The 24,734-nt window shown below is 54.6% G+C and carries 24 protein-coding genes and 1 other RNA gene; 10 read left to right on the top strand and 15 right to left on the bottom strand.

Annotated elements, in window-relative coordinates; translation table 11 throughout:
• Positions 1 to 23: 23 nt before the first annotated feature.
• The 4 genes from tnpB to BLR69_RS30795 form a co-directional block, all read right to left on the bottom strand.
• The gene (gene tnpB, locus BLR69_RS17165; RefSeq protein ID WP_071493585.1) at positions 24 to 359 is read right to left on the bottom strand and encodes an IS66 family insertion sequence element accessory protein TnpB; all 336 of its coding nucleotides are present in this window, start codon (positions 357 to 359) and stop codon (positions 24 to 26) included.
• Entirely contained in the window at positions 356 to 673 is a 318-nt protein-coding gene (gene tnpA, locus BLR69_RS17160; protein ID WP_076955293.1) for an IS66-like element accessory protein TnpA, read from the bottom strand. Before tnpA ends, tnpB begins: the two co-directional genes overlap by 4 nt.
• Positions 674 to 890: 217 nt before the next feature.
• Positions 891 to 1,955: a DNA cytosine methyltransferase gene (locus tag BLR69_RS17150; protein WP_071493584.1), complete on the bottom strand. Its 1,065-nt coding sequence runs from the start codon at positions 1,953 to 1,955 to the stop codon at positions 891 to 893.
• A gap of 1,042 nt (positions 1,956 to 2,997) precedes the next feature.
• Positions 2,998 to 3,633, bottom strand: coding sequence for a hypothetical protein (locus BLR69_RS30795; protein WP_134434995.1), 636 nt, complete (start codon positions 3,631 to 3,633; stop codon positions 2,998 to 3,000).
• Positions 3,634 to 3,803: 170 nt separating this feature from the next.
• Between BLR69_RS30795 and BLR69_RS17140 the strand changes: the two genes are divergently transcribed.
• The gene (locus tag BLR69_RS17140) at positions 3,804 to 4,121 is read left to right on the top strand and encodes a helix-turn-helix domain-containing protein (RefSeq protein WP_071493582.1); all 318 of its coding nucleotides are present in this window, start codon (positions 3,804 to 3,806) and stop codon (positions 4,119 to 4,121) included.
• Between the two features lie 250 nt (positions 4,122 to 4,371).
• On the opposite strand, the gene BLR69_RS17130 is transcribed toward BLR69_RS17140, so the two are convergent.
• Complete coding sequence (locus BLR69_RS17130) at positions 4,372 to 5,340, bottom strand: DUF932 domain-containing protein (protein ID WP_071493580.1); 969 nt, start codon at positions 5,338 to 5,340, stop codon at positions 4,372 to 4,374.
• A gap of 89 nt (positions 5,341 to 5,429) precedes the next feature.
• On the bottom strand, positions 5,430 to 5,759 hold the full coding sequence (locus BLR69_RS17125; protein WP_076955292.1) for a hypothetical protein: 330 nt from the start codon (positions 5,757 to 5,759) through the stop codon (positions 5,430 to 5,432).
• A 981-nt stretch (positions 5,760 to 6,740) separates the two neighbouring features.
• Between BLR69_RS17125 and BLR69_RS17120 the strand changes: the two genes are divergently transcribed.
• From BLR69_RS17120 to BLR69_RS17110, 4 genes are all read left to right on the top strand, one after another.
• Positions 6,741 to 7,889 (top strand): PDDEXK-like family protein, encoded by a 1,149-nt coding sequence (locus BLR69_RS17120; RefSeq protein WP_071493579.1) that lies wholly within the window; start codon positions 6,741 to 6,743, stop codon positions 7,887 to 7,889.
• A 214-nt stretch (positions 7,890 to 8,103) separates the two neighbouring features.
• Positions 8,104 to 8,565 (top strand): hypothetical protein, encoded by a 462-nt coding sequence (locus tag BLR69_RS30790; protein ID WP_134434994.1) that lies wholly within the window; start codon positions 8,104 to 8,106, stop codon positions 8,563 to 8,565.
• Between the two features lie 283 nt (positions 8,566 to 8,848).
• Entirely contained in the window at positions 8,849 to 9,259 is a 411-nt protein-coding gene (locus BLR69_RS17115) for a hypothetical protein (RefSeq protein WP_076955291.1), read from the top strand.
• Positions 9,260 to 9,547: 288 nt separating this feature from the next.
• Positions 9,548 to 10,066 (top strand): hypothetical protein, encoded by a 519-nt coding sequence (locus BLR69_RS17110; RefSeq protein ID WP_071493577.1) that lies wholly within the window; start codon positions 9,548 to 9,550, stop codon positions 10,064 to 10,066.
• Positions 10,067 to 10,246: 180 nt separating this feature from the next.
• Here the strand turns inward: BLR69_RS17110 and BLR69_RS17105 are convergent, their stop codons facing one another.
• The 6 genes from BLR69_RS17105 to BLR69_RS17080 all read right to left on the bottom strand — a co-directional run bounded on the left by BLR69_RS17105 (position 10,247) and on the right by BLR69_RS17080 (position 18,533).
• On the bottom strand, positions 10,247 to 11,338 hold the full coding sequence (locus BLR69_RS17105) for an MrcB family domain-containing protein (protein WP_071493576.1): 1,092 nt from the start codon (positions 11,336 to 11,338) through the stop codon (positions 10,247 to 10,249).
• Between the two features lie 262 nt (positions 11,339 to 11,600).
• On the bottom strand, positions 11,601 to 12,857 hold the full coding sequence (locus BLR69_RS17100; RefSeq protein ID WP_071493575.1) for an integrase domain-containing protein: 1,257 nt from the start codon (positions 12,855 to 12,857) through the stop codon (positions 11,601 to 11,603).
• Between the two features lie 183 nt (positions 12,858 to 13,040).
• Positions 13,041 to 13,437, bottom strand: a transfer-messenger RNA (tmRNA) gene (ssrA, locus tag BLR69_RS17095).
• A 104-nt stretch (positions 13,438 to 13,541) separates the two neighbouring features.
• Positions 13,542 to 13,820, bottom strand: a complete 279-nt coding sequence (locus BLR69_RS17090) for a hypothetical protein (RefSeq protein WP_010206635.1) — start codon at positions 13,818 to 13,820, stop codon at positions 13,542 to 13,544.
• 137 nt (positions 13,821 to 13,957) lie between these two features.
• Complete coding sequence (locus tag BLR69_RS17085) at positions 13,958 to 16,768, bottom strand: FAD-binding and (Fe-S)-binding domain-containing protein (protein WP_071493574.1); 2,811 nt, start codon at positions 16,766 to 16,768, stop codon at positions 13,958 to 13,960.
• 70 nt (positions 16,769 to 16,838) lie between these two features.
• On the bottom strand, positions 16,839 to 18,533 hold the full coding sequence (locus tag BLR69_RS17080; protein ID WP_071493573.1) for a lactate permease LctP family transporter: 1,695 nt from the start codon (positions 18,531 to 18,533) through the stop codon (positions 16,839 to 16,841).
• A 251-nt stretch (positions 18,534 to 18,784) separates the two neighbouring features.
• Between BLR69_RS17080 and BLR69_RS17075 the strand changes: the two genes are divergently transcribed.
• Complete coding sequence (locus BLR69_RS17075) at positions 18,785 to 19,552, top strand: GntR family transcriptional regulator (protein WP_071493572.1); 768 nt, start codon at positions 18,785 to 18,787, stop codon at positions 19,550 to 19,552.
• A gap of 36 nt (positions 19,553 to 19,588) precedes the next feature.
• Here the strand turns inward: BLR69_RS17075 and smpB are convergent, their stop codons facing one another.
• Positions 19,589 to 20,071, bottom strand: a complete 483-nt coding sequence (gene smpB / locus BLR69_RS17070; protein ID WP_058427663.1) for an SsrA-binding protein SmpB — start codon at positions 20,069 to 20,071, stop codon at positions 19,589 to 19,591.
• A gap of 166 nt (positions 20,072 to 20,237) precedes the next feature.
• Between smpB and BLR69_RS17065 the strand changes: the two genes are divergently transcribed.
• Both BLR69_RS17065 and BLR69_RS17060 read left to right on the top strand, forming a co-directional pair.
• The gene (locus BLR69_RS17065) at positions 20,238 to 20,672 is read left to right on the top strand and encodes a type II toxin-antitoxin system RatA family toxin (RefSeq protein WP_071493571.1); all 435 of its coding nucleotides are present in this window, start codon (positions 20,238 to 20,240) and stop codon (positions 20,670 to 20,672) included.
• Positions 20,665 to 20,967, top strand: coding sequence for an RnfH family protein (locus BLR69_RS17060; RefSeq protein WP_071493570.1), 303 nt, complete (start codon positions 20,665 to 20,667; stop codon positions 20,965 to 20,967). Before BLR69_RS17065 ends, BLR69_RS17060 begins: the two co-directional genes overlap by 8 nt.
• A gap of 63 nt (positions 20,968 to 21,030) precedes the next feature.
• Here BLR69_RS17060 and BLR69_RS17055 read toward each other — a convergent pair whose 3' ends face one another.
• Complete coding sequence (locus BLR69_RS17055; protein WP_071493569.1) at positions 21,031 to 21,558, bottom strand: outer membrane protein assembly factor BamE; 528 nt, start codon at positions 21,556 to 21,558, stop codon at positions 21,031 to 21,033.
• 98 nt (positions 21,559 to 21,656) lie between these two features.
• Here BLR69_RS17055 and fur point away from each other — a divergent pair, with 98 nt between their 5' ends.
• The gene (fur, locus tag BLR69_RS17050) at positions 21,657 to 22,061 is read left to right on the top strand and encodes a ferric iron uptake transcriptional regulator (protein WP_003194220.1); all 405 of its coding nucleotides are present in this window, start codon (positions 21,657 to 21,659) and stop codon (positions 22,059 to 22,061) included.
• Between the two features lie 86 nt (positions 22,062 to 22,147).
• On the opposite strand, the gene recN is transcribed toward fur, so the two are convergent.
• Positions 22,148 to 23,821: a DNA repair protein RecN gene (recN, locus tag BLR69_RS17045; protein ID WP_058427660.1), complete on the bottom strand. Its 1,674-nt coding sequence runs from the start codon at positions 23,819 to 23,821 to the stop codon at positions 22,148 to 22,150.
• A 254-nt stretch (positions 23,822 to 24,075) separates the two neighbouring features.
• Here recN and grpE point away from each other — a divergent pair, with 254 nt between their 5' ends.
• Positions 24,076 to 24,636, top strand: a complete 561-nt coding sequence (grpE, locus tag BLR69_RS17040; protein WP_071493568.1) for a nucleotide exchange factor GrpE — start codon at positions 24,076 to 24,078, stop codon at positions 24,634 to 24,636.
• Positions 24,637 to 24,734 lie beyond the last annotated feature (98 nt).

The raw sequence follows: 24,734 nt of genomic DNA, 5'->3' as shown, positions 1-24,734 counted from the left end.
TCGATGTATGTCATCCATGTCTCTTAATGGTTACGGATGGCTCCGTCAGACCCAAGCCGTTGCCAGGGAAGACCGACCACCAGTGCCTGGAGCTGCTCAGAATTCAGCTCCATTTGGTCGCCATGCCGATCACTCGGCCAGGAGAATTTTCCCTGATGTAGACGGCGTGCAGCCAGCCAAACGCCCAAGCCGTCGTGCACCAACACCTTCATGCGGTTGCCCCGGCGATTGGCAAAGAGATAAGCGCAGTGCGGCTGCGCCGCACCGAAGACAGACACGACTCGTGCGAGGGCTTTCTCGGTGCCGGAGCGCATATCCATCGGTTCGGTGGCCAGCCAAATTGCGTCGATGCGGATCACGAAGCAAGTCCACGGACAAAACGGACACATCCTTCGGGATCGGAAGACGGCCATTTCACCGTGATGGTTTGCTCGCCAACTGGCAGCTCGATGATCACCGATGACTCGGCCTGCCTTGTCGGGGCGACCTTTACCGGAACAAACGCTGGCAGGGTTGCGGGTGGTTGATCTCGGTAAAGTGGCAGCCACTTACGGATCACGTTGGCATTGATGCCGTGACTGATGGCAACGCTGGAAATGGAGGCGCCGGGTTGCAGGCATTCCTGGACAACCTGGGCTTTGAACGACTTGGGGTAAGAGCTTCGTTGGCGCATTTAAGGGCTATCGCGTCCGCTTAAAAATAGGCGGACACCATCGCCCTTAATTTGGGAGATCGGTAGGTGTGTTCACTGGTCGCTTACTGGCTACCAAAGTTCGAAGCGAATGTAGAGCGTGATGCGCGGAAGGACGCTCAGTTGCGAGAACTGGGCTGGCGTGTACTGGTGATGTGGGAGTGTGAAACGAAGAGTCTTGAGGCGTTGGAGGCTCGCCTCAGGCTTGAATTCGATCTTCCGCTTGGCGAATCGCTTCATAGTCCCTGATGTGTTGCATCAGGCTTTCTCCGATCACTTCTCCCAATCGTACCGGAACAGCGTTGCCGATCATGCGGCCGACGGCTTTGAAGGTGATCCGCTCTGGCTCCATGAACACGTAGTTTCTTGGAAAGGACTGTAGGATCGCTGCTTCGCGCAGTGATAGAGCGCGAGCCTGATCAGGGTGACCGAAACGGCCGTTCCCGAAGCCGTAGCAGAGTGTGGTCATTGTCGGGCTTGGGCGATCTGCGCGCATACGTCCGTATACGCTCGGATACGTTTTGCCGCTCGCTTTGCGATGGCATTCGGCGACTAGCTCTGGCGGCCAATCTTTCCAGGTTCCGCCCGGCCTGGAGTGAATGATGCGTCGCATGTTGATCGGGGTAAGTGTTGCTGCCCGGTGAAGTGGATCGTTCGGGTCGCATTCTCCGGCCGCTAGGCGAGGCAGTGCGCCGATTACGTCCTCGACATTGACCGGGGTGTTCAGATGCGTGGGAGGGATGATGCTTATGGGCATTCCCAGTTTAGAGGCGAGCAGAACATGGCGGCGTCGCTGCTGTGGCAAGCCATATTCGACGCAAGCCACTCGTCCGTCCCAGATCTCGTATCCCTGGTCCCTTAGACTTTGTACGAAGTCGTGGTAGACCTCATGCTTGGTGACGTCAGGAACGTTTTCCATGGTTACCAAGTGAGGTTCAGTTTCCTTGATGAGGCGGCTGAAGTGATAGAGCAGCGGCCACTTGCGATCGTTACGGGTGTCTCTACCTTGGTTGTAGGTTGAGAACGGTTGGCAAGGCGCGCAGCCAGCTAGAAGCCTGTAGCGGTCCGGGCGATACCAGGTAAGCAACTCTTCTGCTGTCACTTCCTGCACGTCCTTTTTGACAAAGGCGGCTTGGTTATTCTCCTGATAAGCGTACGCACATTGGCCTTCGATGTCGTACCCTGCATGCACGGTAATGCCGGTATTGCGCATACCAGCGGTAAGGCCACCAGCGCCACAGAAAAGGTCAACTGCATCAATCATTGGGATAGGTCCTCCTAGCGGGAGGTATTCTAGCTGGAACCTTTGTAAAGATCGAGCACGATATCTGCTATAGCCATCATTCGCGGGCTTCGTTTTCCAAAACAATGCCATTGTGCTGATTGGCCGAACTGTTCCGTATTTGGCGATTTGGCAAGGTGCTGACTGATGCGTGAGTATGTTTCGCATTTTTGAATGGCCATGTCGAATGATCAGCTGGAGTGGTCTGAGTCTGGAGAGCATTTCCGATGAAGTCGCTATCCTCAACTTCATCGCCTGCTGGGAAAGCACGAATGGGTGGTAGGAGTTCTGGGCATGATTAATACCTTTTTTGGGTGATTGCGGCCTGTGCCTGCGCTGGATCAGTAGTTTCGATGTCACGCATGACTCATGCACCGGGTTCGGCCAAGTACCAGGTGTGGCAAACGCGACTCGGAAATGCATCAGGTGAAGAAAGGCAATCAATGATGTCTCTGTATGAATGCCCATGCTGGCCTGGAGAAACGCCTCCAAGCATGAAGATCTCCAGGTCATATGGCAGATTGCCGTTCGTTGTAGCGCATACCCGAAACATGGCAAACGCGGCGTTCTGTACAAATTCAGGTACACATGAAAAGCCAAGACGTGGTAAAGCAGCGGTCGAGCCCCTGTTTCGGGTGATCCAGCGCAAGTTCAGTATTGTGGAGATGCGCTTCCGCGGCCTGGTCAATTACATGGGGTAGAGGGTGACTGTGTTTGCGTTGTCCAATCCTTGGATGGCTCGCAAGCATTTATAGAGCAGTGCGCTTGTAATGGGGAAAATAGCAGCCGCGATGTGATTGCTGCGGCTAAAAAGAAATCAGTGAAGGATCTGAGCGGTTTGGTCGACTCGCCACTTTCAAAAACAGCTGTGTCCGAGGTCAGCAAGAAGTCCATGACTACTTTTAAACTACCCTTAGCGATAAAGACGGCATCATATTAAGAAAAAAATCACTCAGCGCATAATAACGTCTGCTTGGCAGCCGTTATTATGCGCTGAGTATGGTTTTGGTTTTTTTAAACTGGGCTAGTTGAAATATTTTTTATTTAGTCCCAGAAGAATCATGCTTTTGTCGTAACACAGCGGGATGCTTTGGCAGCTTCCGCCAGCGTTTTTGACGTCTTGTTCTTCTAATGTCGGAAGATATTTAGGCAGATCTTTATCTTCTATTTCTGTGCCATCAATTGAGCAGTTAAAGCTCGCAGTCGGCATGCAAATTACATCGGGAAGAGTCTTAACTGATTTAATATCTTTAGATTCCTCAGCAGCTGCAAAGTGTTTTCCGCCAAATCCCGGCCCTGTTCCACTCCTATACGACACTGGATTACCTTGAGTGTCCGTACCCAGATACCAACCGAAAGTGTAGTGATAACTTCCCGCTGGTGAATTTCCCGCAAAGTTTCCCGAATTTGAACAAACTCCCTGGTCATCACACATAGCATTTTGCTGGCTGCTGATGCTCTCTACACGTTTCTGACCTTCCTTATCCGTGTAGATGTTGCTAATTCGGACTGGAGTGTTTGGAACGCGGCAATCCCACTCTCTGAGACCATAATACTGATCTATCCGAATTAGAGAGCACGCTGCTACATCGTCTTGAGCTTTTACCGCGCTGCCAAGAATCATCAAAAAAGGGAGTAGGGCAAGCGTTGAGCGTTTCATGGGGCCTTCCTTGCAAAGTTAAAAATCAGCGAAGTCTGGATGCATATTCGAGGGATTTACCTCGTCTCAGAGACTCGCTAGCTGCGAAGCTCATCCAAATACTACCAAAACGGTAGTATCGAGCGAAAGACAAGCAATCACGATGCCGCTTTGGTAAACGGATTGTGTGCATGTCAGTCTTGGGAAAGCGCATAAAGCAGGCCCGCGTGCAGGCAGGCTTATCGCAGGAGCGGTTAGGTTTGGATGCAGGTCTGGATGAGATGTCTGCGAGTACTCGCATGAATCGCTATGAGCTGGGAAAGCGGGTTCCAGCTCCTGACTTTGTCGAGCGTTTGAGCAAGGTGCTCAACCTACCGGCAGCATTTTTTTATGCCGTTGAGGATGATGAGGCGGAGTTGCTGGCTAAGTTTCATAAGCTTGATTCGCCCAGGCGCGTGGAGCTGATGAGTCGGCTGGATGAGTTGCTTTTCGCTGAGCCCTCAAACTAATTTTGTAGGCGCCTTGTCCCGGCCGTCCTGGCGATGACTTCAAATATCAGGCATGAGAGCACCACAGCGATCAGCAATGGCCAAAATCGCGCCAGTATGATCACAAGAAAAACTGCCAAGACACAGCTGGCCAGTATTCCGAAAAATAGAAAAATTAAGCCGATAAAGCGAATTACATTCATCGTGATTTCCTCAGGGCATAAAACTGCTTGAGCGGAGAGTGCTCAAGCAGCAGTGGTGGAGAGCAGCGTCAGGCTACCAATCGAAGAGCAGTGTCGAGTGCGCGTTGTTTGATGACAGCACCTTGACCAAACCAGGCCGCGTCCATGCGGTACTCATTGCTGCGCGCCCGTCGCTCGTGATCGACATACTCTGTGACTGAGTTGAGCAAACCCCAGGCGGTGCCCTTGGCGGATTCCAACTCGGCGCCTCGGCCATGTCCTTCATACATGCTGAGAACTTTGTTTAAGGCGCGCTCATTCGAGAGACTTGTGTGCTCAGGCTTATCGGTCTGTACTTCACATAACACACTGTGCAGATACGCCTTTGCCTCATGGTCTTTTACGGGGCGGGCGGCGAGTGTGCGCATGCGGTACATGAAGTCGTCCCATTGCGAGACGGTGAAGCCCAGTTGTTGTTTGACGGTGCGAGGATCGAAGCGCGTACTGTGTGGCACCTTGATCGCTTGGCTGGCGCCATTGATGGCAATCGTCAGTGTGTTGTTGCAGACCACGCGAATGGTGGTCGGCGTTGCGGTGGTGGCGAGCGTGCCGTCGCAGGAGGTGGCCAGCAGCAAGTAGCCATTCACCACGTCGTTGCCTTTGAGCGCGGTAGATTGCCCAGTGCGTGCCAGCGCCCAGAGCTTGCGACCACCTTTCAGAACGCCAGCAGTTTCCAGCTCATAGCCTGAGCGTTCGGTCAGATCTCGGTAAAATTCCAATACCTCACGGGGCTGGACCACTTGGTAGCGCTGTGACACGACGGACAGTGGGGCTTTGGTGTCAGAACGAAATAGTACCTTCTGCTCTGGGAAGGAGTGGATGCTGCCCATATGGCCGATAGCGTCCGCTTTGAAATGAACCGGGCTTTCCTGAATCTTCCAATCCATCCCAGCTTCACGTTGCCAGACTTCCAGCGGTTGTTTTTCGGTGAGACGACTGCCGAGGCCATGCCAAGGAGTCGTGCCGATGTAAGCCATGTGTTCGATTTGGTGAGCCATTTTGACGATTCCTTAGGGTGCAAGCCGGCATAAATGCTGCGCATCGCGCAGCACTTTTCGGACGTGGTTAATGAGTGAGGTGAAATGGTTTAGGCCGGTAGGTTGAAGCGGTGGTCACAGAGCAAGCAGAGGTTGTGGGCGAGTACGTGACGATCTAGCGAGTCACCCAGTTGAGCACCGAGTGCACAGCCACCGACACTGCCGGCCAGGCCACCGAGGATTGCGCCTGATACCGAGCCGAGGGTGATGCCGGCAGGGCCAGCAACAGCGCCGATTAGCGCCCCTACCTGGCAGCCAGCAAGTGCAGCGCTGGCGCCGCGAGCAGCGCCGCCCAGGGTGCCAATGGCTGCGCCGATTTTCATTGCATGATGGAAAGAAGCGACTTTGGGGGAATGACAGCGAGGGCATTGCAATGACATGGTTCGAAGCTCCATGGTGAGATGTCAAAGCAGTGATGTGTGGTTGAGATTTTTTCGAATCGAATATGCGGTTTTAATGATTTGACCGTTAAGGCAGGAAACGACTGAGAACCGCAAGATTTGTATATACGCCTTGACCATAAACGGTCGTTGGTGGCAGGCAAAAACGGCCAGAAATGGAAGCTCAGAGCAGGAGAAATAAATCTGTCCACTTCTTTCTCGAGGTATTTCAGCGAAAGAGTGCTACATGCGTTTTCATATTTTTCTTATGAAATTTTAATATTTTGCGCTTGAGCTCAACTTCCTGGGGTAGGATTGAAGAAGGGCGATCCTCGCTAAGCCAGGACGTCTTAGGGGGGTGACTCCTCTGACTGCGACCCCGTCAGGCCGCTTAAGGTGACTGTGTCCGAGCCCGTTCCCGGCTGTGCCGATCGGATACCTCCAACACTGGAGCCGATGCTTGCGGCCATTCGCGGTAAGCCAAAAGCAAGCGCCCGGCAAGGCGCTTTATAAATAACCAACCCTTAAAAGTTGGCAGCGCTGTCAGCACTTCGCAGGGCTTTTGCCATGTTCAAGTTGCAGACAAAAGCGGTACAGGTGGAAGTCAGTCTTTGGGCGCTAGCATTTATTGCTAGTGGTCTTTTAGACAGATTTGTTTCCTAGGCTGATGGGGGGAGGGATACCTCCCCCCGGATCCTGGCCATTCACTTCGTTCAATAACCCATCCAAGTTTGTGCTGTAAATTGGATGCATTATCTTTGCAAAGTATCCCCCATTACGAGCTCTCCCTAAATCCGCCCTCCAGGGATGATATTGATGTTGGACGTAAGCTATTAGGTTGACTGCTTGTCGTGATTTACCGCTTATGGCCGATTGCTGCCCCTTGCTGAAGGTCATCAAACGGCCAAGAGCTGTGAGTCGTGTATACGAAGCGCGGGGCGACTTAAACATCCAATTTGACTATCACGGAAAGTATTCAAGATGAGTGATTTGTTCCATGCTGCTGCCGTGTTGCGTGCCACCTATCACCGCGATCCCGGCTTCAACCTGTTTTCAGTGCTACGCACCAACAGCGATGAGGTTTATTTGCACTCCCGCTTTCTGGCCTTCCTGCTGAACCCGAAAGCTTCGCATGGTTGTGGTACTGCTTTGCTCAAGACCTTGCTCGAAGTCCTCCATATCAAGGACTTCGACTTAGAGACCGCCAGCGTTCAGGCCGAATTTAAGGGCATCGATATATTCGTCCGTAATGCCAAAAGCCAAGCCATCATCATCGAAAACAAGATCTACCATCACGACGAAGATGAGCAGATATACCGTTACGACCAATTGATAAAAAGGCAGGGTTACACGTTTATTACCAATCTCTACCTGACGCTCGATGGTTCAGAGCCATCTGAGCAAAGCACCAAAGGCCTCAAGGTAGACCTGATCAGCTACGAAACGGACATTATCAACTGGCTCGAGCGCTGCGTGCCTCTGGTGGCACGAGATGCTGGCTTGCGCGAAAGCGTGTTTCAGTACATTGAACTGCTGAAGAAACTTACATCTACGGACCAGGGAGGAATCTACATGAGTGAATTGAAAAAGAAGGTAATGGAAGGAGACAACCTGCTGCTGGTGGCCGATATTGAGCAGGCTTATAAGGAGGCACTCATTGATCTGCAGGATCAGATTTGGGGTCGTATACGCATGTACCGTGATGCGACCTACCCTGACATGCCTAAGCCAGAAGACACCGCCAATCGTGATGCCATACGCAACTACTACAGCAAGTCTCGGGGCAATCGTGAATATGGGCTGTACTTTGATCTTGGGGCTATGACAGGGTTCGTCTACATTGAGCTCAATCACCGGTTCTACTTTGGCTACGGCTTGCCAGAGGAAGCCAAACCATCTGAGCGCAAGAGCTTACGCAAGCTCAGCGCCTCCATACCGGGTTCATCCGGTAAGAGTACCGAGATGTTTTGGTGCTACCCGGAAATCAACATCGACTTAGTCACGCTGCCTCGCGCTGATTTGGTGACTCTACGTGATCCGGTAAAACAGCAGGCAATAGCCAAGGATTTGGTAGATGGCATGTATGAGCTGTGGGTCAAGGGACGAGAGTTCTCTCTGAGCGGTCGGTGACGGCCGCTCGTGATCAGTATCAATTGACCAATGGCGGTCGCTCAATGTGTCTAGTATCGTAAAGGTGATTCGGCTTTTTGGCCGAAATTGTGTAAAGGCGTTCAAGAATAAGTTTGACGGTTAGAACCAAAACGAAAATCGCATTTACTAAAGTAATCGGCAGAGGCCGACCCTCAGTGCCAGTCAAATGGTCAAAAACTAAGAGCAATCCACCATGCTATCAAGAGAAGATCAGGAATTCATATCAAAAGAAATGAAAATTGCGCTCGAATCGATAGCCTCAAAGTTTGGTGAGGTCGCTTTATTGCCATATAAGAAACACCTTGAGTCTGCGATTTCTTTTTTCATATGTTCAATTCGCGCTCAGAGTAGATCTGGCTATATTTGTGACGGCGGCTCATGTCGGCAGAGCCCGGCTCAAATAGAAATTAATAATTATAGCGCCGAGCTATCTGAAACTCTTGCTGGCACTGAGGTAATATCGATTCTTGAATCATTGAGACATGCATTTTCCTCCTTTGCCTATAATGGACTTCATCAATTGTTTACGCGCCAAGAAAATGAGGATTGGCATCCCAAGGTAATTCTTGATGAGGAATTAATGCCGAACGATATTAGTGAGCTACCAAGTCTGGTTACTCTATACAGAGGCACAGATATTGCCGAGTACAACTAATTTAGCTATGGGCAGTCATGGACTACATGTAAAGAGATAGCCTATCTTTTTGCGTTTACACATTACGTAGGTGAGCCTTGGTTTAACAAAAACGAAAGAGTGGTTTTGAAAGCCGAGGTTTCAAAGAAATATGTGTACTTTTCTAACCAGTCCGGTGAGTTTGAGGTTGTCGTTAACGTCGGCGAGATCTCACATGTCGAGAAAGTCGCATAACTCACTTTAATCGTATTGATGTGGCTAAATCCCGCCCTGGCAAACGTTTTTCATCGCATGGGAGTCATGTATGAGTGGTATTGTTTCTAGAATCAATCAAGGAAGATATGACTCGGAGCAGAGCCTACTGAACCTACGTGAAAACGCTATAAATAAGTGTAGAGATGATGTTCTGGATTCGGTAAATCAACGCCTCAAGAAGTGCCATCCAAAAATATACGAGCGACTCGTGGGGCCGCTTCATGAGCGTAAAAGAGATAAAAAATTTAGATGCTATTGCAATAATCCGCAAAGTCTGCATGCTATTTATCAAGATATCATAAATAACGACGTTCATTTTCATTCGTTAATGTGTGATGAGTGCTGGCAGAAAGATATTGCAAAAACTTGGGGGTACTATGGTTGGTCGAGTAAATTAATTCCACAGAAGACATGGGAAGCTCTGTGTGAAAAGCGTGCATATGAAAAATTTGTCGAATGAATCGGCTTCAACTTAGGGGATGTTCTGAGCGGTAGCTTCTGCCCGGAAGCTGAAGCGCGTGTGAATCGCCTCGGGTTTCGTAGACACCTCTTTACCTTTATGATCGCGAGAGATCTCCTTCAGTGCGTTGGCGATTCATTATTCCTATGCTGGTCGCTGCAACCGGCGCCGGTGCAGCCATCGTAGTTGCAATCATCAAGGGCGGTACCTAAAACTGGTTCAAGCCGCTCGTTTCGCTCCCGCTGGACCGGCTAAGGTCAGCCCCTCAACCAAACGTTAGAGCTCTACATGACATACTCACTTGCGGTCGCTCAGAAACATTTCTACTCATGGGCGGCCTGTCGTGCGGCACAGGCGGGTTCCGCGAAGGCCCCACGGAAGGAGCTTCTGGGCGCCCTCCAACATAGCGGCGCCATTGAGTACCTGAACCAGAAGCCCGCGCCAGCTCCGACGGCGGAACAGTTTGATACGTTATTTTACAATTGGGTCGAGCGAGCTATCGCTTTTCTAAAGACAGAGCATCAGAAGAAAGTCAGCTTCGGTGTTTTGGCAAAGTTGATCTCAGTTTATCTGAAAGGCGCCTGGGTCCTTCACAGCAGCCAAAACTGCGCACTTGCCAGGCAAATTCATCCCCCCATCGATAGTATTCTTCTTCAAACAATAGACTCATTGAAGGGAACGAACTTGAGCAAGCAGTACAAGTGGCAAAAGTTAGACCGCACGCAATATGAACGACTTATTCACAGTCTTCGCAGCATTGCCAGCAATAGTCCCTTGTGGCAAATTGAAGAGCACTGGCAACCCTAGGTGCATTGATCTATCAGCCTCCATCGAGAGGACTCGCCCGGCCAGCTTGAGCCTCTCATGTTAAACCTTAGGGCTGTTGGGGGCGCGAATGGCAGCTTCCGACCCAAAGTGACCGCCGCAATGTCTATGTTGGCCGAGCTCCGTTCATGTTTGTTTGGAACTTATTCGGATAGGGTCGGCCTAGTAGTTGGCCTTTCGCGACACCTGAAACGCTATTGGTTCCGAAATCCACTCATCAATATCCCAGTAGAGTAGAGCCTCAACTTCGCCGCCAGTAGCTTTTGGTTCGCCACCATCACGAGAAAGTCTAATTTTTGAGACGATAAGTAGGCCTGTGGATCCTTTATATTTTCGATGGAGATTTACTTCGTTCTTTGTCATTAGTACCGAATCACAGAGGTCACTGGTCGTGCCCTTTACCTCGAGCATAAGCTCCTCACTAGCTTTCTTTGCAAGAATGTCAAATGAGTCCGTTGCTGAAGTATCCCGCGACTCAAAGCCCTTTGCAGCCAGATATTGTATCGCTAGTGCCATAGCTTGAAGTTCAACTACCTGCCGTTCCTTTGCTGTCAGACCTCGCCCTTGCTTTCCTGCTATATTTCTAAGAGGCTTGGCAATTATGGCAACTTCCCCAGCATCTTGGTCGCCAGGAGATACATCTCGGTGCTCAATTTGAGCAAGATAAATTTCGCTGAGGCGTTCTGCAGCTCTGAATAATAGACGGTTAAAATCGACGGTTGGTAAGTCTGAGACTGCGATACGTTTCGCGAATGCTGTGGCTTTCTCAAATGTTCGTGGGAGTGGCGCTTTCGCACCCAGGAAAATTTCGTCATCAAAAGGGCTGAGCGTCTTCCATTTTTGCTGAACGATGAAGCGAGCCCATGAGGTTCGTGTACTAAGTTCATCATCAGATACAGGCTGAAGATCGCCCCCGCGCCAGATCGTGCTCCCACACCCTACTGTGATGAAAACAGCAGAGCCGTTAGCTGCAAAGTGAATTACCAGATAGAACCCTTCTCGCGCGTTAGGTGACATTGCTCTAGAAAAAATGCGTACCCACGGGGCTTCTGTCTTTCGGCCGATACCATCCGAGCCCTCGACAGCAAGATCATCAAAGACAATGTCAAATGCCTTCTGTAGAACTGGTAAACGGGAGCGTAACTCCCCCGCAAGCACTGAACGAATAAGGTGTCCACGCTCTTGCATTTCGTGTGTGTTGGTTGATGAGTACTTGGGCTGCAATTCGCAAATTTTTCCCAACGTGTTTTCCACTAAGCGTCTCCAAGTTTCTCTATTCAATCTGGTTTCAAACGCGGAACGCGTGACCACTGTCATCTAGCTCAGTGGGTTTCGCATCAGGAGGGCTGGAAGTTATCAATTTATCGCTAGTAGTTCTCTCTATTGATACGCGCATACTGAGCCAGCTTAGCTTTTGCTCGGCTGAGTGTGAGCTTCTGGCTCAGAGTGTGTAAAAACGCTGAGCCGATTGCTGCCGTTTGCTAACGGCAGCATTGGGTCAGAAGTCGCCTTTGAGTCATCGTATCGAAACGACTTTTTTATCTCGATTCTCTCTGATAGCAGATACAGACAGGTTGCCGGTAGCAGCTTCCTGGATGTGGTCGCTCCACCAGGCCATCATCGGACGTCTGCGCTCAATGTAGTCTGCTCGGTTATAGGCGCTGCGTACTTCGTCTTTATCGACGTGGGCAAGTGCGACCTCTATCAACTCAGAATCCCAGCCTTGCTCGTTGAGGATGGTGCTCGCCATTGAGCGCATTCCATGACTTACCAAGCGCCCTTCGAATCCCATCCGCTTTAGCGCCATGTTGGCAGTCTGGCTGTTGCAGTGGGTGCGTGGGTCTCGGTCTGCCGGAAAAACGTACTCTCGGTTTCCACTCCAGGGTTTGATCGCATCTAGCAGCGCCAAAGCTTGCTCCGTGAGCGGAATAATGTGTATCCGGCGTTTTTTCATGCGTTCCGCTGGAATCGTCCAGATCTTCTTTTCGAAGTCGATGTCAGCCCAGCGGGTGGTGGCAGCTTCAGCTGGGCGGGTCATGGTGTTGAGCTGCCATTCGATAAGGCAGCGCGTAGTTCTTTTTATGCTGGCATTGGCAATTGCCACCATGAGCTCTTTCAGCTCATCGGGAGCAAGTGCAGCCATGTTCTTCTTTTTTGGCTTCTTGAAGACGGAGCGAATCCCGCTGAGAGGGTTTGCGTGAATAAATCCCGAGTTGACTCCGAAGGTCATGATTTCGTTGAGTCGCTGTGACAGCCGTTTAACTGTTTCAAGGCTACCTTTGGTTTCGAGCGGTCGAAGGAGGTTGATGACTTGTGGTGCGCTGATGGCTGAAATCGGTGTGGCGGCTAAATCCGGAAAAACGTGCAGCGTCAACGAACGCCAGATGTCCTCGGCATAAGCTGGCGTCACTGCATCCTTCTTCAGCTCATACCAGGACGTCGCGACATTCTGGAATGTGTGCTCAGTTTCAGCTTGCTTTGCTTGCAGCACTGCAACTCGCTGTTCTTTGGGATCAAGGCCTTGGGCGAGTATTTCCCTCGCTGCAATGGAGCCCTTTCGTGCCTGCGCTAGCGAGACTTCTGGGAAGGTACCGAGGCCCATGTTGATCCGCTTCTTCGTCACGGGATGTCGATAGTTGAAGTTCCATAGCTTAGAGCCATTACTTCTCACTCGCATTTGAAGTCCGCCGCCGTCGAACAGGACGTAGTCCTTTTCAGCAGGCTTGGCAGATTTGATTTTGAGTTCAGAGAGGCGAACCGCTTGTGCGCACATTGGCATTCCAGGGTGGGGTTGGCATTCCAAAAATTAGCACTATTGGGCTTGGAATGCCATTTGGAATGCCATAAGGCGTGGCTACTCTTGGACGTCCGTGGACGCTGATAGCGCTGAAAGCCCCATATTTACTGGGTTTCAGGCACAAAAAAAGACGTCCGTGGACGTCTTTAGATGATTATTTGGTGGAGCCGGGGGGATTTGAACCCCCGTCCGCCAGTACTCCGCTGTCGGTACTACATGCGTAGCCGTTTCTATTAAGTTAACCCTCAGCGACCCGAAGGGCAGGGTGCTTTGGGCGAGTTGTGTAAGTTTTAGCCGCTTCGTCCACAACGTACTGCACGGCGATTCTGTTCTATATGACAATCACTTTGGGTTTACAGACATCCCCTGGTGATTGCTGGACCCGAAGGTACCAGAAGCTCAGGGCTAAGGCTGCTTACGCAGCGAGAGCGAATTCCTGGCCGTAGTTTTCGTCATTGGCAACTATAAGAAGTTGCAACAGTGGATTTACGAGTTCTGTTACCAACTCGGCATGCACCTAAAGTTTCGCGACCGGCGTCGAATCCTAAACGGCCCCGTGCTTGTAACTCGTTGTTTCTTAGTGAGTGACAAGCCTATGCAGTGTACGCCAAACGCTCACGGAAGGCCAACCCGAAGGTTGGCCTTCTGTGACTGAGCAACCTATTGGCCGCCTTTTTCGCTGTTCTGCAGGTCTTGCAGCGCCTTCGAGGTGATCTCGATGCACTTTTTGTCATCGCCGGCGGCGTGAGCTGCTTTGGCCTGGGAGACGGCAGTGTCTATCTCGCCGCTTTTACCACTGGTGTCGGTGGCGAGCAGGGCCTTACCGTTGTTGATTTTGTCCAGATTGATTTTGCACAGATCTGGTTCGCCCGCAGCGAACACGGGGGAAGCCAGCATCGCAGCGGTAATGAACAAGCCAGCAAGAGCGGAACGCTTCATAGGGTATCTCCTTGCGCAAAAGGGCTCGACGCTGCTGGCGTTCAACGGCTGCCAGCGACATCACTGATGAACCTCGATTGTCGAGGCCTATGCAGATGACTACGCCGGCGCGCGAGGGTTCTGTTTTTTTCGCAGTATTAATGGACGCGGGCTTGGGTGACGCGGTCAACCAAGTAGACCAACCCGTGATAATCAATGCCGCCATGCTGGCTCAGGCCGATCTCGCAGGTGCGGCTGGTGGAGATGCCTTCGCTGCAATATTGCACTGCATCCTTGAGGGTGCGCAGTGAGTGGGCGTTGAGTTCCGGCGTGGTGAAGCCTTTGTCGCCGGCAAAGCCGCAGCAATGAATGCCTTCCGGGATGACTACGGTGTTGGAGCAGCGTCGGGCCAGGTCGATCAGCGCCTGGCTCTCGCCCAGGTGCTGGGTACTGCAGGTGACGTGCACGGCGATCGGCGCTTCCTGGGGGGTGAAGTCGAGGCGGTCCATCAGGTGTGTACGGATAAAACGCACGGGGTCGTACAGATCCAGGCGCGTTTCGCCCAGGTCTTGCACCAGGCGCAGGGTGCAGGGGCTGGTGTCACAGTAGATCGGGTCGAGCCCGCCACGGCTGGCGTGGAGCAGTGCGCCGATCAGTTCCTGGCGCTTGTGCTCGGCCTGTTCGGCGTAACCTTTGGAGGCGAACGGCTGGCCGCAGCAGAGGTTGTCCTGGTTGTCGGGAAATACGACTTGGTAACCGGCTTTTTCCAACAGGTTGCGGGTTTTGTCGTACAGCGACATCTGCTCTTTATCGCCCGCCGCCGGGCCCATGGCGCGTGAGACGCAGGCCGCCAGGTAGACCACCCGGGGTCGCTCGTCCGTCACCGCCGGGCTGAAGCGAATGGCTTTCTCCGGCTGCGGCATGGCGTTGGTCCACTGCGGAATCTGCCCCTTGGACAGCTTGGTCATGCTGGCCGATAGCTTTGCCAGGCGCGGTGCGCCGAGCAGCATGCGTGCTCCATTGGCCACATGCAGGGTAAAACGCGCGCCTTGCAGCGCGGTGGCGAAATGCGTGGCGAGCCATTCGGCTGTTTTCGTACGGTCGGCGTCACGGCTGCGCAGTTTCTTCACTAGGTCGCCGGTATTGATTCCTACAGGGCAGCGCTGGGCGCAAAGCCCGGTCGCGGCGCAGGTGTCGATGCCTTGGTATTGATAGGCGGCTTCCAGCTCAGAGGTGTCGATACCGGCGCGTTTTTTCGCCTGGATATCGCGCCAGATCACGATGCGTTGGCGCGGGCTCAAGGTCAGGCCTTTCGACGGGCATACCGGTTCGCAGAAGCCGCATTCGATGCACTTATCCACAAGCTCGTCGGCGGCGGGCAGTGGCTTGAGGTGCTTGAGGTGGATTTGCGGGTCTTCGCTGAGCACCACGTCCGGGTTGAGAATGCCGTTGGGGTCCATCAGGCGCTTGAGTTGCCACATCAGTTGATAGGCGTCGCTGCCCCATTCCAGCTCGACAAACGGTGCCATATTGCGCCCTGTGCCGTGTTCGGCTTTCAGCGAGCCACCAAGCTCCACTGCCACCAATTGCGCCACGTCGTCCATGAACGCTTGGTAGCGCGTGACTTCTTCCGCGCTGTTGAAGCCTTGGGTGAACACGAAGTGCAGATTACCTTCCAGTGCATGTCCGAAAAGTATCGCTTCGTCGTAGTGATGTTTGTCGAACAGCTTGATCAAGCGATTGACGCCGATTGCCAGTTGCTCAACCGGGAAGGTCACGTCCTCAATGATCACGGTGGTGCCGGTCTTGCGCACGGCGCCGACGGCAGGGAAGGTGTCTTTACGGATCGCCCACAGGCGAGCGTTCTCTGTCGGGTCCTCGGTGAAGTCGACCTGCTTCTCTACCGGAAATGGGGCCAGTGAGGCCATGATGAGGGCCAGTTGCTCGTGCAGCAGGGACGACGACGCCGCACGGGATTCGATCAACAGGGCGCAGGCATTTTCCGATAGTTGCTGTACGAAAGCGGGCATGCCCGGCTTGTCCTGTACCGAGCGCATGCTGCGCCGGTCCAGCAGTTCGACGGCCGAGACCGGTTGGGTTTTGAGGACGGTGACTGCGTTGCAGCAGGTTTCGACATCCGGAAACACAATCAGCGCCGACGCTTTGTTCGGGTGATCGATCACGGTGTCGTAGGTGACGGCGCTGATAAACCCAAGGGTACCCTCGGAGCCCACCAGCAGATGACTGAGGATATCCAGCGGCTCATCGAAATCCACCAGGGCATTGAGTGACAGCCCGGTGGTATTTTTCAGACGGTATTTGTGGCGAATTTTTGCCGCCAGTTCAGCGTTGGCGCGGGTCTCACGACCCAGTGTCGCCAGGCGTTCAAGCAGCGTCCCGTGCTGTTCACAAAACGCCGTCACACTGGCTGCGTCTTCGGTATCCAGGCGGCTGCCGTCAGCCAATACCAGGCGTATCCCGGCCAGTGTGTGGTAGGTGTTCTGCGCGGTGCCGCAGCACATGCCGCTGGCATTGTTGGCGACGATACCGCCGATTTTGCAGGCGTTGATCGACGCCGGGTCCGGTCCGATCTTGCGCCCGAATGGCGCCAGCCACGCATTCGCCTGAGCGCCGATGACACCAGGCTGCAGGCGGATTTGAGTGCCCTGCCCACGGATTTCGCGGCCGTTCCAGTTGTCACCCAGGACGATCAGGACCGAGTCACTGATGGCTTGCCCGGACAGGCTGGTACCGGCGGCGCGGAAGGTCACCGGCACATGGTCGCGTTGAGCCAGTTGCAGCAGCGCGACGACTTCGTCTTCCGACTCCACGCGGATCACTAACTGTGGGATCAGTCGGTAAAAACTGGCGTCGGTGCCGAAAGCGAGGGTGGAAAGTGGGTCGTCGAAGCGTCGATCTTTCGGGATCAGTTGTGCGGCGTCGCGCAGGAAAGCAGCAGGCAGGCTCATCGGTCCTCCAGAAATAGCTGACGCCGGAACCGTTGTCCGGCGTCGATTCTTACCCTATAGCGTGCAGGTCTCAGTGCACCAGCATACCGGTGAACCAGTAGGCCTGGGCCAGGGTGATCAGTCCGACGATGGTGGCGAAGAACAGGCTGTGCTTGAGGGTGAAGCGGAACAGGTCGGATTCCTTGCCCACCAGGCCGGTGGCGGCGCAGGCCACGGCGATAGATTGAGGCGAGATCATTTTGCCGGTGACGCCGCCGCTGGTATTCGCGGCAACCAGCAGGGTGTCGTTCACCCCGATCTGATGCGCAGTGGTGGCTTGCAGCGAGCTGAACAGGGCGTTGGACGATGTGTCGGAACCTGTCAGGAAAACCCCCAGCCAGCCGAGGAAAGGTGAGAAGAATGGGAAGGCTGCACCGGTGCCAGCCAATACCAGCGCCATGGTCGAAGACATGCCGGAGTAGTTGGTGACGAAGGCGAAGGCCAGCACCATGCCGATGGAAAGGATCGGCCAGCGCAGTTCGTAGAAGGTCTCTTTTAAAGTGGTAAGACCAGTCTTGATGTCGATTTTAAGTACCAGCATCGAGATCAGCGCGGAGAAAAAAATCGCGGTACCGGTCGCGGAAATCGGGTCAAGCTTGAACACTGCCGGGATCGCGGTGGGGTTGGTCACGATCGGGGCGACCTTGATCACCAGTTGATCCAGGTGCGGGATCGCGAAGTTGAACACCCAGCTGTACATCGAGCCACCGGCGGCGAACATTGCTTTGAACGGCTTGAGGGTCCAAATGGTGACCAGTACGGTGAGAATCAGGAACGGCGACCAGGCCTTGAAAATCTGCACCAGGCTGTAGGGCGAGACAATCGTGTTGCGCGGCAGGCCGAAACCGCCTGCGCTCGCAGTGACCGCAGCGCTGGAAGTGGCGCCGGCAATCTGTGCGCCCGCAGTGCGCTTGGGCTGCCAGACTTTCAGGAACAGGGTCAGGGAAATCAGGCTGGCCAGGGCCGAGGTGATGTCCGGCAGTTCCGGGCCGATGAAGTTGGAGGTGAAGTACTGGGTGATGGCAAAGCCCAAGCCCGCGACCAGCGCGGCCGGCCAGGTTTCACGCACGCCGCGCAGGCCGTCCATCATGAACACCAGCCAGAACGGCACGAACAGCGACAGCAGAGGCAATTGGCGGCCAGTCATGGCGCCGATCTTGAACGCGTCGATGCCAGTGACTTGCCCGGCAACGATGATCGGGATTCCCAGGGCGCCGAATGCGACAGGCGCGGTGTTGGCGATCAGGCACAGGCCGGCGGCGTACAGCGGGTTGAAGCCCAGACCGACCAATAATGCGGCAGTGATCGCCACGGGGGCGCCGAAACCGGCCGCACCTTCCAGGAAGGCACCGAAGCAGAAGCCGATCAGCAGCACTTGCAGGCGTTGGTCGTCGGTAATCGACAGGACCGAACTGCGGATGATCTCGAACTGGCCGCTTTTTACCGTGAGTTTGTAGAGGAACACCGCGGCGACGATGATCCACGCGATAGGCCATAACCCGTATGCAAAGCCATAACCGGCGGCGGCCAGCGCCATGTCCACCGGCATCTGGAAGGCGAAGATCGCGACCAGAATCGACAATGCCAGGGTGATGCTGCCGGCCACGTGGCCTTTGAGGCGAAACACGGCCAGGGCCAGGAAGAAGAATACGATCGGAATGACGGCCGCCAATGCGGACAGGCCGAGGCTGCCGAGCGGGCTGTAGAGCTGTTGCCAGGTTTGCATATGGGGTGGCCCCTGATTGTTGTTGTTTGGTCAGCTTGGATAATTGGTAATACCAATTTACAATCGCTGTTGGCTAGAGTAAAAGCCTTGCCAGGGGCGTGTCAATTTGCCGCCTGCGAAACTTTGGTCGTAGGTCGCTGTGCAGGGTGTTCTGATCGGTTGAAAGGAAGGCGTTCTGATAGGTGCTGCAAGCGCTGCGATAGGCCAGAATAGAGGCCCTGGCGAGTGGTCGGGATGGTGGAGAGTGAGTGATGGGGTTTGATCAGGTGCGTCAGCGCCGTTTGTCTGACGATATTGTCGAGCAGCTTGAGGGCATGATCCTTGAGGGCACGCTGAAGTCGGGCGAGCGCTTGCCGGCCGAGCGCGCTTTGGCTGAGCAGTTCGGGGTGTCGCGGCCTTCCTTGCGCGAGGCGATCCAGAAGTTGGCGGCCAAAGGTTTGCTGGTCAGTCGCCAAGGCGGGGGCAATTATGTGGCTGAGTCCCTGGGCTCCACGTTCAGTGATCCGCTGCTGCACCTGCTGGAGAACAATCCCGAGGCACAGCGTGATCTGCTGGAATTTCGTCAGACCCTCGAAGCCTCTTGTGCCTATTACGCCGCGTTGCGTGCCACCGAAGTCGACCGCGAACGGCTGACGGCGGCCTTTGAGGCGCTACAGGATTGCTATACCCGCTCGGATGAAGTGAGCCGGGCGGAAGAGGGCGCAGCCGATGCGAGTTTTCATTTGGCGATCGCCGAAGCCAGCCATAACGCCGTGTTGCTGCACACCATTCGCGGTCTGTTCGACCTGCTCAAACGTAACGTGGTGACCAACATTGGTGGCATGTACCAGCAGCGTACGGAAACCCGCGACATGCTGATCAGTCAGCATCGGGATTTGTACCTGGCAATTATCGAAGGTCGCGCCGAGCAGGCGCGTGAGGTTTCAACACGTCACTTGCTGTATGTGCAGGAAGTGTTGGAGGAAGTGCGTCAGGAAGTTCAGCGCGTGGCGCGTGCGGAGCGGCGCAAGGGGATGTAGCCGAGGGGCGCGCCCACGGCTGCATCGCAGCAAGGATTATTCTTCCTTGCCCTTGTTGCGCACGGCGCGATGCAGCTCGCGGTTGGAATCACGTTCGCGCTCGGAATCACGCTTGTCGTATTCCTTCTTGCCCTTGCCCAGTGCAATTTCGCACTTGACCAGGTGCTTGCTCCAATACCAGGACAGGCAGACGCAAGCATAGCCCTTCTGCTGTACAGCGGCTGCGAGCTTTTCCAGCTCGCGGGCATTGAGCAGCAGCTTGCGCGTACGCACCGGGTCGGCGATCACGTGGGTGCTCGCGGTGGTCAGCGGGGTGATATGACTGCCGAGCAGCCACGCCTCGCCATCCTTGAGCAGCACATAACTGTCGACCAGTTGCAGCTTGCTGGCACGCAGACTCTTTACTTCCCAGCCGGCCAGGACCAGACCAGCCTCGAACCGATGTTCGATGAAGTAATCGTGTCGCGCCTTTTTGTTTTGCGCGATGGTCCCTGTGGGGTGTTTCTTTTGTTTAGCCATAGGGGCGGCATTATAGGGAGTTGCGAGCGTGTCGGCTACGGTCAACCTGCGTGCTTGAGCGTGTTGGACGAATCCCGGACAATGCGGGCAGTTCTCTGGATTTTTTCTTTCGCGGATCGGGCTGTTTTTTCGCGATGTTTGCCTCAGCTGTGGAAATAACGCACACATGACGACGCATATTCAACGTTCGGCGCTGCTGCCCTATCCGGCACAGGCGCTCTATGACCTGGTCAACGACGTGGCGCGTTACCCGGAATTCCTGCCGTGGTGCTCAACGGCCGAGGTGCTGGAAAGCAGTGATGAGCACATGGTCGCCAGTGTCGGGGTTGCGAAGGGTGGCCTTAGTCAGCATTTTGTTACGCGTAATGTGCTGGTGCCCGGAACGTCCATCGAAATGAATTTGCAGGAAGGGCCATTTACCCAGTTGCATGGCGTATGGGTGTTCAAGGCGCTGACGGATAAGGCCTGCAAAATCAGCCTGGATCTTTCTTTTGATTACGCCGGGCCTATTGTGCGGGCGACGTTGGGGCCGTTGTTCAACCAGGCCGCCAATACCCTGGTGGATGCATTTTGTCAGCGAGCCAAGCAACTGCATGGTTGAGATCGAAGTGGTGTATGCCGCCGAGGATCGCCAGGTGTTGCTGGCGGTGACGGTGCCAGCGGGCACCCAGCTGCGTGCTGCGGTGCAGGCGTCGGGTATTGCAGTGCAATTTCCCGAGCTGGATTTGGCGGGTTGCCCTTTGGGGATATTCGGCAAGGTGGTTGCGGATGCCGATACGCGCGCTGTGCAGGCTGGTGACCGTATTGAGATTTACCGGCCGTTGCTGGCGGACCCGAAAGAGGTGCGCCGGCTTCGCGCGGCAAAGGCGGCCCTGGCCAAGCAGCAGAATTCATAGGCCAGTCAAATGACAGGCAGCAAAAAGCCCGGCATGCCGGGCTTTTTGTTGAGCGCCGCAAACTTACTGCGGGCTGGTGTCCAGAGGCTGTGGCGTCGGGACGGGCACTGTTTCCACGCCGTCGACGTCTTTCTGGATCTTGTCGAGCAAGGAGCCAGGCTTGGCCGGTACTTCGGACTTCGGTTTCTCAGCTTCCTGCGCAGGCGCAGTCACGTTGTTGCCGTTATCCTTGCCAAGCAGTGCTTCATCACGGCTTACACCGGGCATGAAGTCGCCGGACAGGCTGACAAGCTGGTCATTGCCATTGAAGATGACACTGACGCGCTCCTGCTGGCGTTCACCGCCACCTGGTTGCAGGCTGTAGAGATAATCCCAGCGATCGGCATGGAAAGTGTCGGTCAGCAGGGGGTTACCCATGATAAACCGTACTTGCCGTCGGGTCATTCCGGGGCGTAACTGGTCTATCATGTCCTGCGTGACGACATTGCCCTGCTGGATGTCGATTTTGTAAACCCCGGGGAATGAACAACCGGCGAGTGCGAGCAGTCCCACAAAGGTGAAACTGGTTAGCAAGAGCTTGGTGTTTTGCATCGGTGGGCGACTTCCACTATCTTGGCTGGGACAACGTAAACGCCGATCATACCCGTATTAAGAGAAGCTGCGAAGCAGCATCCGCGAGAAAGCTAACCATGGTTGAAAATAGCGAACTACGCAAAGCCGGTCTCAAAGTGACTCTGCCACGAGTCAAGATTCTACAAATGCTCGATTCTGCTGAGCAGCGCCACATGAGTGCCGAGGACGTCTACAAGGCACTGATGGAGTCTAACGAGGACGTTGGCCTGGCCACGGTTTACCGTGTGCTGACCCAGTTTGAAGCCGCAGGGCTGGTGGTTCGTCATAATTTCGACGGCGGTCATGCAGTGTTCGAATTGGCTGACGGTGGTCATCACGACCACATGGTTGACCTGGATACCAATGAGGTTATCGAGTTCACCAGCCCCGAGATTGAAGCGCTGCAGCATAAGATTGCTGAAGAGCATGGCTTCGATCTGGTTGACCATAATCTGGTCCTGTACATCCGTAAGAAAAAGTAACAAGCGCTGCAGATTTACGCTGCAAAACGATCGAAGGCGACCTCAGGGTCGCCTTCGTGCTTTCTATAAGAAGGAAAGTTGTTCGCTCAGGCCTTTGCCGCCACGACCATTTTCTTCGCGTGCGCCAACGACTCCTTGGTCAAATCAATACCGCCGAGCATGCGCGCCACTTCTTCCACGCGTTCCGACTTGTTCAACTTGGACACGGCTGTGTGCGTTGCATCACTGCCGCGTACCTTGTGCACAAACAGGTGTTGATGCCCTTGGGCCGCCACTTGCGGCAAGTGAGTGACCGTCAGTACCTGGCCTCTATCCCCCAGGCGTCGCAACAGTTGGCCAACAATTTCTGCTGTCGGCCCACCAATGCCCACGTCCACTTCATCAAATACCAGTGTCGGCACCCGTGAGGTTTGCGCGGTAATCACCTGGATCGCCAGGCTGATCCGCGAGAGCTCGCCGCCGGATGCCACTTTTGCCAACGCCTTGAGCGGCTGTCCAGGGTTGGCGCTTACCAGCAGTTCAACCTGTTCCAGGCCGTGGGGTTGCAGCTCGTTGCTGGCGTTGGCGCGCAGTTCAATAGTGAAGCGCCCGCCCGGCATGCCCAGGCGTTGGATCTCCAGCTCTACTGCGCTGGCCAGGCCGGTCGCGGCTTGTTGGCGCAGGTCGCTCAGTTCGCGCGCTTTCTCTTGGTAATGACGAGCGAACGAGGCGAGTTCCTCGCCCAGCCGTTCGATGGACTCGTCATTCGCATTCAGGGTCTCGATTTCATCCAGCAGCTTTTGCTGCATTGTCGCCACTTCGGTAGGCTGGATTCGATGCTTGCGCGCCAGGGTATAGATGGTGTCCAGGCGCTCTTCTATTTCCTGCAGGCGTGCAGGATCGGCATCGAAGTGATCCAGGAATCGATTCAGTTCACCGACCGCTTCCTCCACCTGAATCTGTGCACTGGTGAGCAGTGTCGTCGCTTCGCTCAGTGAGCCGGAGGCATTGTTCACGCTCGACAAGCGATTGAGGCTGGCAGTCAGTGCATTGAGCACGTTGCCTGAGTCGCTTTCACTACATTGCTCTACCACCTGGCGACAAATGCCCAGCAAGGTTTCCGCGTTGGTGAGGTTCTTGTGTTCCTGCTCAAGCTGCTCCAGTTCGGTCTCGCCCAGGCCCAGGCTCTCCAGCTCTTCGAGTTGATAGCTGAGCAACTGGTGACGAGCACGTTGTTCATCGCCGGAGTTGGAGAGTCGCTCCAGTTCCTGGCGCGTCTGGCGCCAGCGCTGGGCGGCAAGTTGCACCTGGCGGGCAAGGTCTGTGGCGCCGGCATATTCATCGAGCAGGCGGCGATGGGTGTCGGTTTTCAGCAGTGACTGGTGCTCATGCTGGCTGTGGATATCGATAAGCAACTCGCCCAGGGCTTTCAAGTCGCCCAGTGGGCAGGGCGTACCGTTGATATAGCCGCGAGAGCGACCTTCCGCCGTGATAACCCGTCGCAGGATGCACGGACCTTCATTATTAAGGTCGCGTTCGGTCAACCAGGTTTCGGCCTCGGGAATATCGGCCAGGTCGAAGGTGGCCAGGATATCGGCCTTGTCTGCGCCGGGGCGCACCACGCCGCTGTCGGCGCGATCACCCAGGGTGAGGCCCAGGGCATCGAGCATGATCGACTTGCCGGCGCCGGTTTCGCCTGTGATTACGCTCATCCCGCGATCCAGTTCGAGATCCAGATGTTCAACGATGGCGTAATTATGTACGGACAGGTGCACGAGCATGACGGGCGCTCCCAGGCTTTAGGTCTGGTTATTTATACAGTGTTTTGTTCGTGGCTGACAATCCTGGCGCTTAGCTCGATTTGCTTGAATGAGCGTGTTTTTTAGCGCAATGCGGAATTGGGAGGCAGGAATTGATCCCGATCATGGGAAAGACTTTTGGTAACGCCTGAGCCCTTGAACCTGGAAATTGTGGCCCCATATACCGGAACAGAAGCGCGAGTTGAGTTCGCGCATGATTTTGAAAGGAGAAAACTATGGCTGACGAACAGACGCAGGATACGCAAACTCCAGACGCCAATTCGGCTGTCGGCGATGAGCTGGCAACGCGTGTGCAAGTGCTCGAAGAGCAATTGGCTGCTGCGCAGGATCAGTCTTTGCGTGTTGCCGCCGATCTGCAGAACGTCCGCCGCCGTGCCGAGCAGGATGTAGAAAAGGCTCACAAGTTCGCGCTGGAAAAATTCGCCAGTGACTTGCTGCCGATCATCGACAGCCTGGAGCGTGGTCTCGAGTTGTCCAACCCGGACGACGAAAATATCCGCCCGATGCGCGAAGGGATCGAGCTGACCCTGAAAATGTTCCAGGACACCCTGAAGCGTTATCAGTTGGAAGCCATCGATCCAGCCGGCGGCGAACCGTTCAACGCTGAGCATCACCAAGCCATGGCCATGCAGGAAAGCCATGACCTGGAGCCTAACAGCGTGCTGAAAGTGTTCCAGAAGGGCTACCTGCTCAACGGTCGCCTGCTGCGCCCGGCGATGGTCGTGGTGAGCAAGGCGCCTGCACCGGTTTCGCCTTCTATTGATGAGCAGGCTTGAAATACGCTGTAAAGCCCCCATCTATAAGTCAAGCGTTTAAGTGCTACCGCAGTTAGCCACCACTGCTGCGGCAACCAAATTCAAGTTTCGGGAGAGTA

Origin of the sequence: Pseudomonas azotoformans (genome assembly GCF_900103345.1) — a bacterium.
GTDB lineage: Bacteria > Pseudomonadota > Gammaproteobacteria > Pseudomonadales > Pseudomonadaceae > Aquipseudomonas > Aquipseudomonas azotoformans.
The sequence above is the reverse complement of the archived record's forward strand: the minus strand, read 5'-3'. Positions and strand labels throughout refer to the sequence as shown.

Excerpts from the sequence above, each read along its gene's own strand:
- BLR69_RS17120 (WP_071493579.1), top strand. The coding sequence starts at position 6,741 with ATGAGTGATTTGTTCCATGCTGCTGCCGTGTTGCGTGCCACCTATCAC.
- BLR69_RS17100 (WP_071493575.1), bottom strand. The coding sequence starts at position 12,857 with ATGTGCGCACAAGCGGTTCGCCTCTCTGAACTCAAAATCAAATCTGCC.
- BLR69_RS17130 (WP_071493580.1), bottom strand. The coding sequence starts at position 5,340 with ATGGCTCACCAAATCGAACACATGGCTTACATCGGCACGACTCCTTGG.
- BLR69_RS17075 (WP_071493572.1), top strand. The coding sequence starts at position 18,785 with ATGGGGTTTGATCAGGTGCGTCAGCGCCGTTTGTCTGACGATATTGTC.
- BLR69_RS17115 (WP_076955291.1), top strand. The coding sequence starts at position 8,849 with ATGAGTGGTATTGTTTCTAGAATCAATCAAGGAAGATATGACTCGGAG.
- BLR69_RS17085 (WP_071493574.1), bottom strand. The coding sequence starts at position 16,768 with ATGAGCCTGCCTGCTGCTTTCCTGCGCGACGCCGCACAACTGATCCCG.
- BLR69_RS17150 (WP_071493584.1), bottom strand. The coding sequence starts at position 1,955 with ATGATTGATGCAGTTGACCTTTTCTGTGGCGCTGGTGGCCTTACCGCT.
- BLR69_RS17055 (WP_071493569.1), bottom strand. The coding sequence starts at position 21,558 with ATGCAAAACACCAAGCTCTTGCTAACCAGTTTCACCTTTGTGGGACTG.
- BLR69_RS17125 (WP_076955292.1), bottom strand. The coding sequence starts at position 5,759 with ATGTCATTGCAATGCCCTCGCTGTCATTCCCCCAAAGTCGCTTCTTTC.
- fur (WP_003194220.1), top strand. The coding sequence starts at position 21,657 with ATGGTTGAAAATAGCGAACTACGCAAAGCCGGTCTCAAAGTGACTCTG.
- tnpA (WP_076955293.1), bottom strand. The coding sequence starts at position 673 with ATGCGCCAACGAAGCTCTTACCCCAAGTCGTTCAAAGCCCAGGTTGTC.
- BLR69_RS30790 (WP_134434994.1), top strand. The coding sequence starts at position 8,104 with ATGCTATCAAGAGAAGATCAGGAATTCATATCAAAAGAAATGAAAATT.
- BLR69_RS17140 (WP_071493582.1), top strand. The coding sequence starts at position 3,804 with ATGTCAGTCTTGGGAAAGCGCATAAAGCAGGCCCGCGTGCAGGCAGGC.
- BLR69_RS17065 (WP_071493571.1), top strand. The coding sequence starts at position 20,238 with ATGACGACGCATATTCAACGTTCGGCGCTGCTGCCCTATCCGGCACAG.
- smpB (WP_058427663.1), bottom strand. The coding sequence starts at position 20,071 with ATGGCTAAACAAAAGAAACACCCCACAGGGACCATCGCGCAAAACAAA.
- BLR69_RS17110 (WP_071493577.1), top strand. The coding sequence starts at position 9,548 with ATGACATACTCACTTGCGGTCGCTCAGAAACATTTCTACTCATGGGCG.
- recN (WP_058427660.1), bottom strand. The coding sequence starts at position 23,821 with ATGCTCGTGCACCTGTCCGTACATAATTACGCCATCGTTGAACATCTG.
- grpE (WP_071493568.1), top strand. The coding sequence starts at position 24,076 with ATGGCTGACGAACAGACGCAGGATACGCAAACTCCAGACGCCAATTCG.
- BLR69_RS17080 (WP_071493573.1), bottom strand. The coding sequence starts at position 18,533 with ATGCAAACCTGGCAACAGCTCTACAGCCCGCTCGGCAGCCTCGGCCTG.
- BLR69_RS30795 (WP_134434995.1), bottom strand. The coding sequence starts at position 3,633 with ATGAAACGCTCAACGCTTGCCCTACTCCCTTTTTTGATGATTCTTGGC.
- BLR69_RS17090 (WP_010206635.1), bottom strand. The coding sequence starts at position 13,820 with ATGAAGCGTTCCGCTCTTGCTGGCTTGTTCATTACCGCTGCGATGCTG.
- BLR69_RS17060 (WP_071493570.1), top strand. The coding sequence starts at position 20,665 with ATGGTTGAGATCGAAGTGGTGTATGCCGCCGAGGATCGCCAGGTGTTG.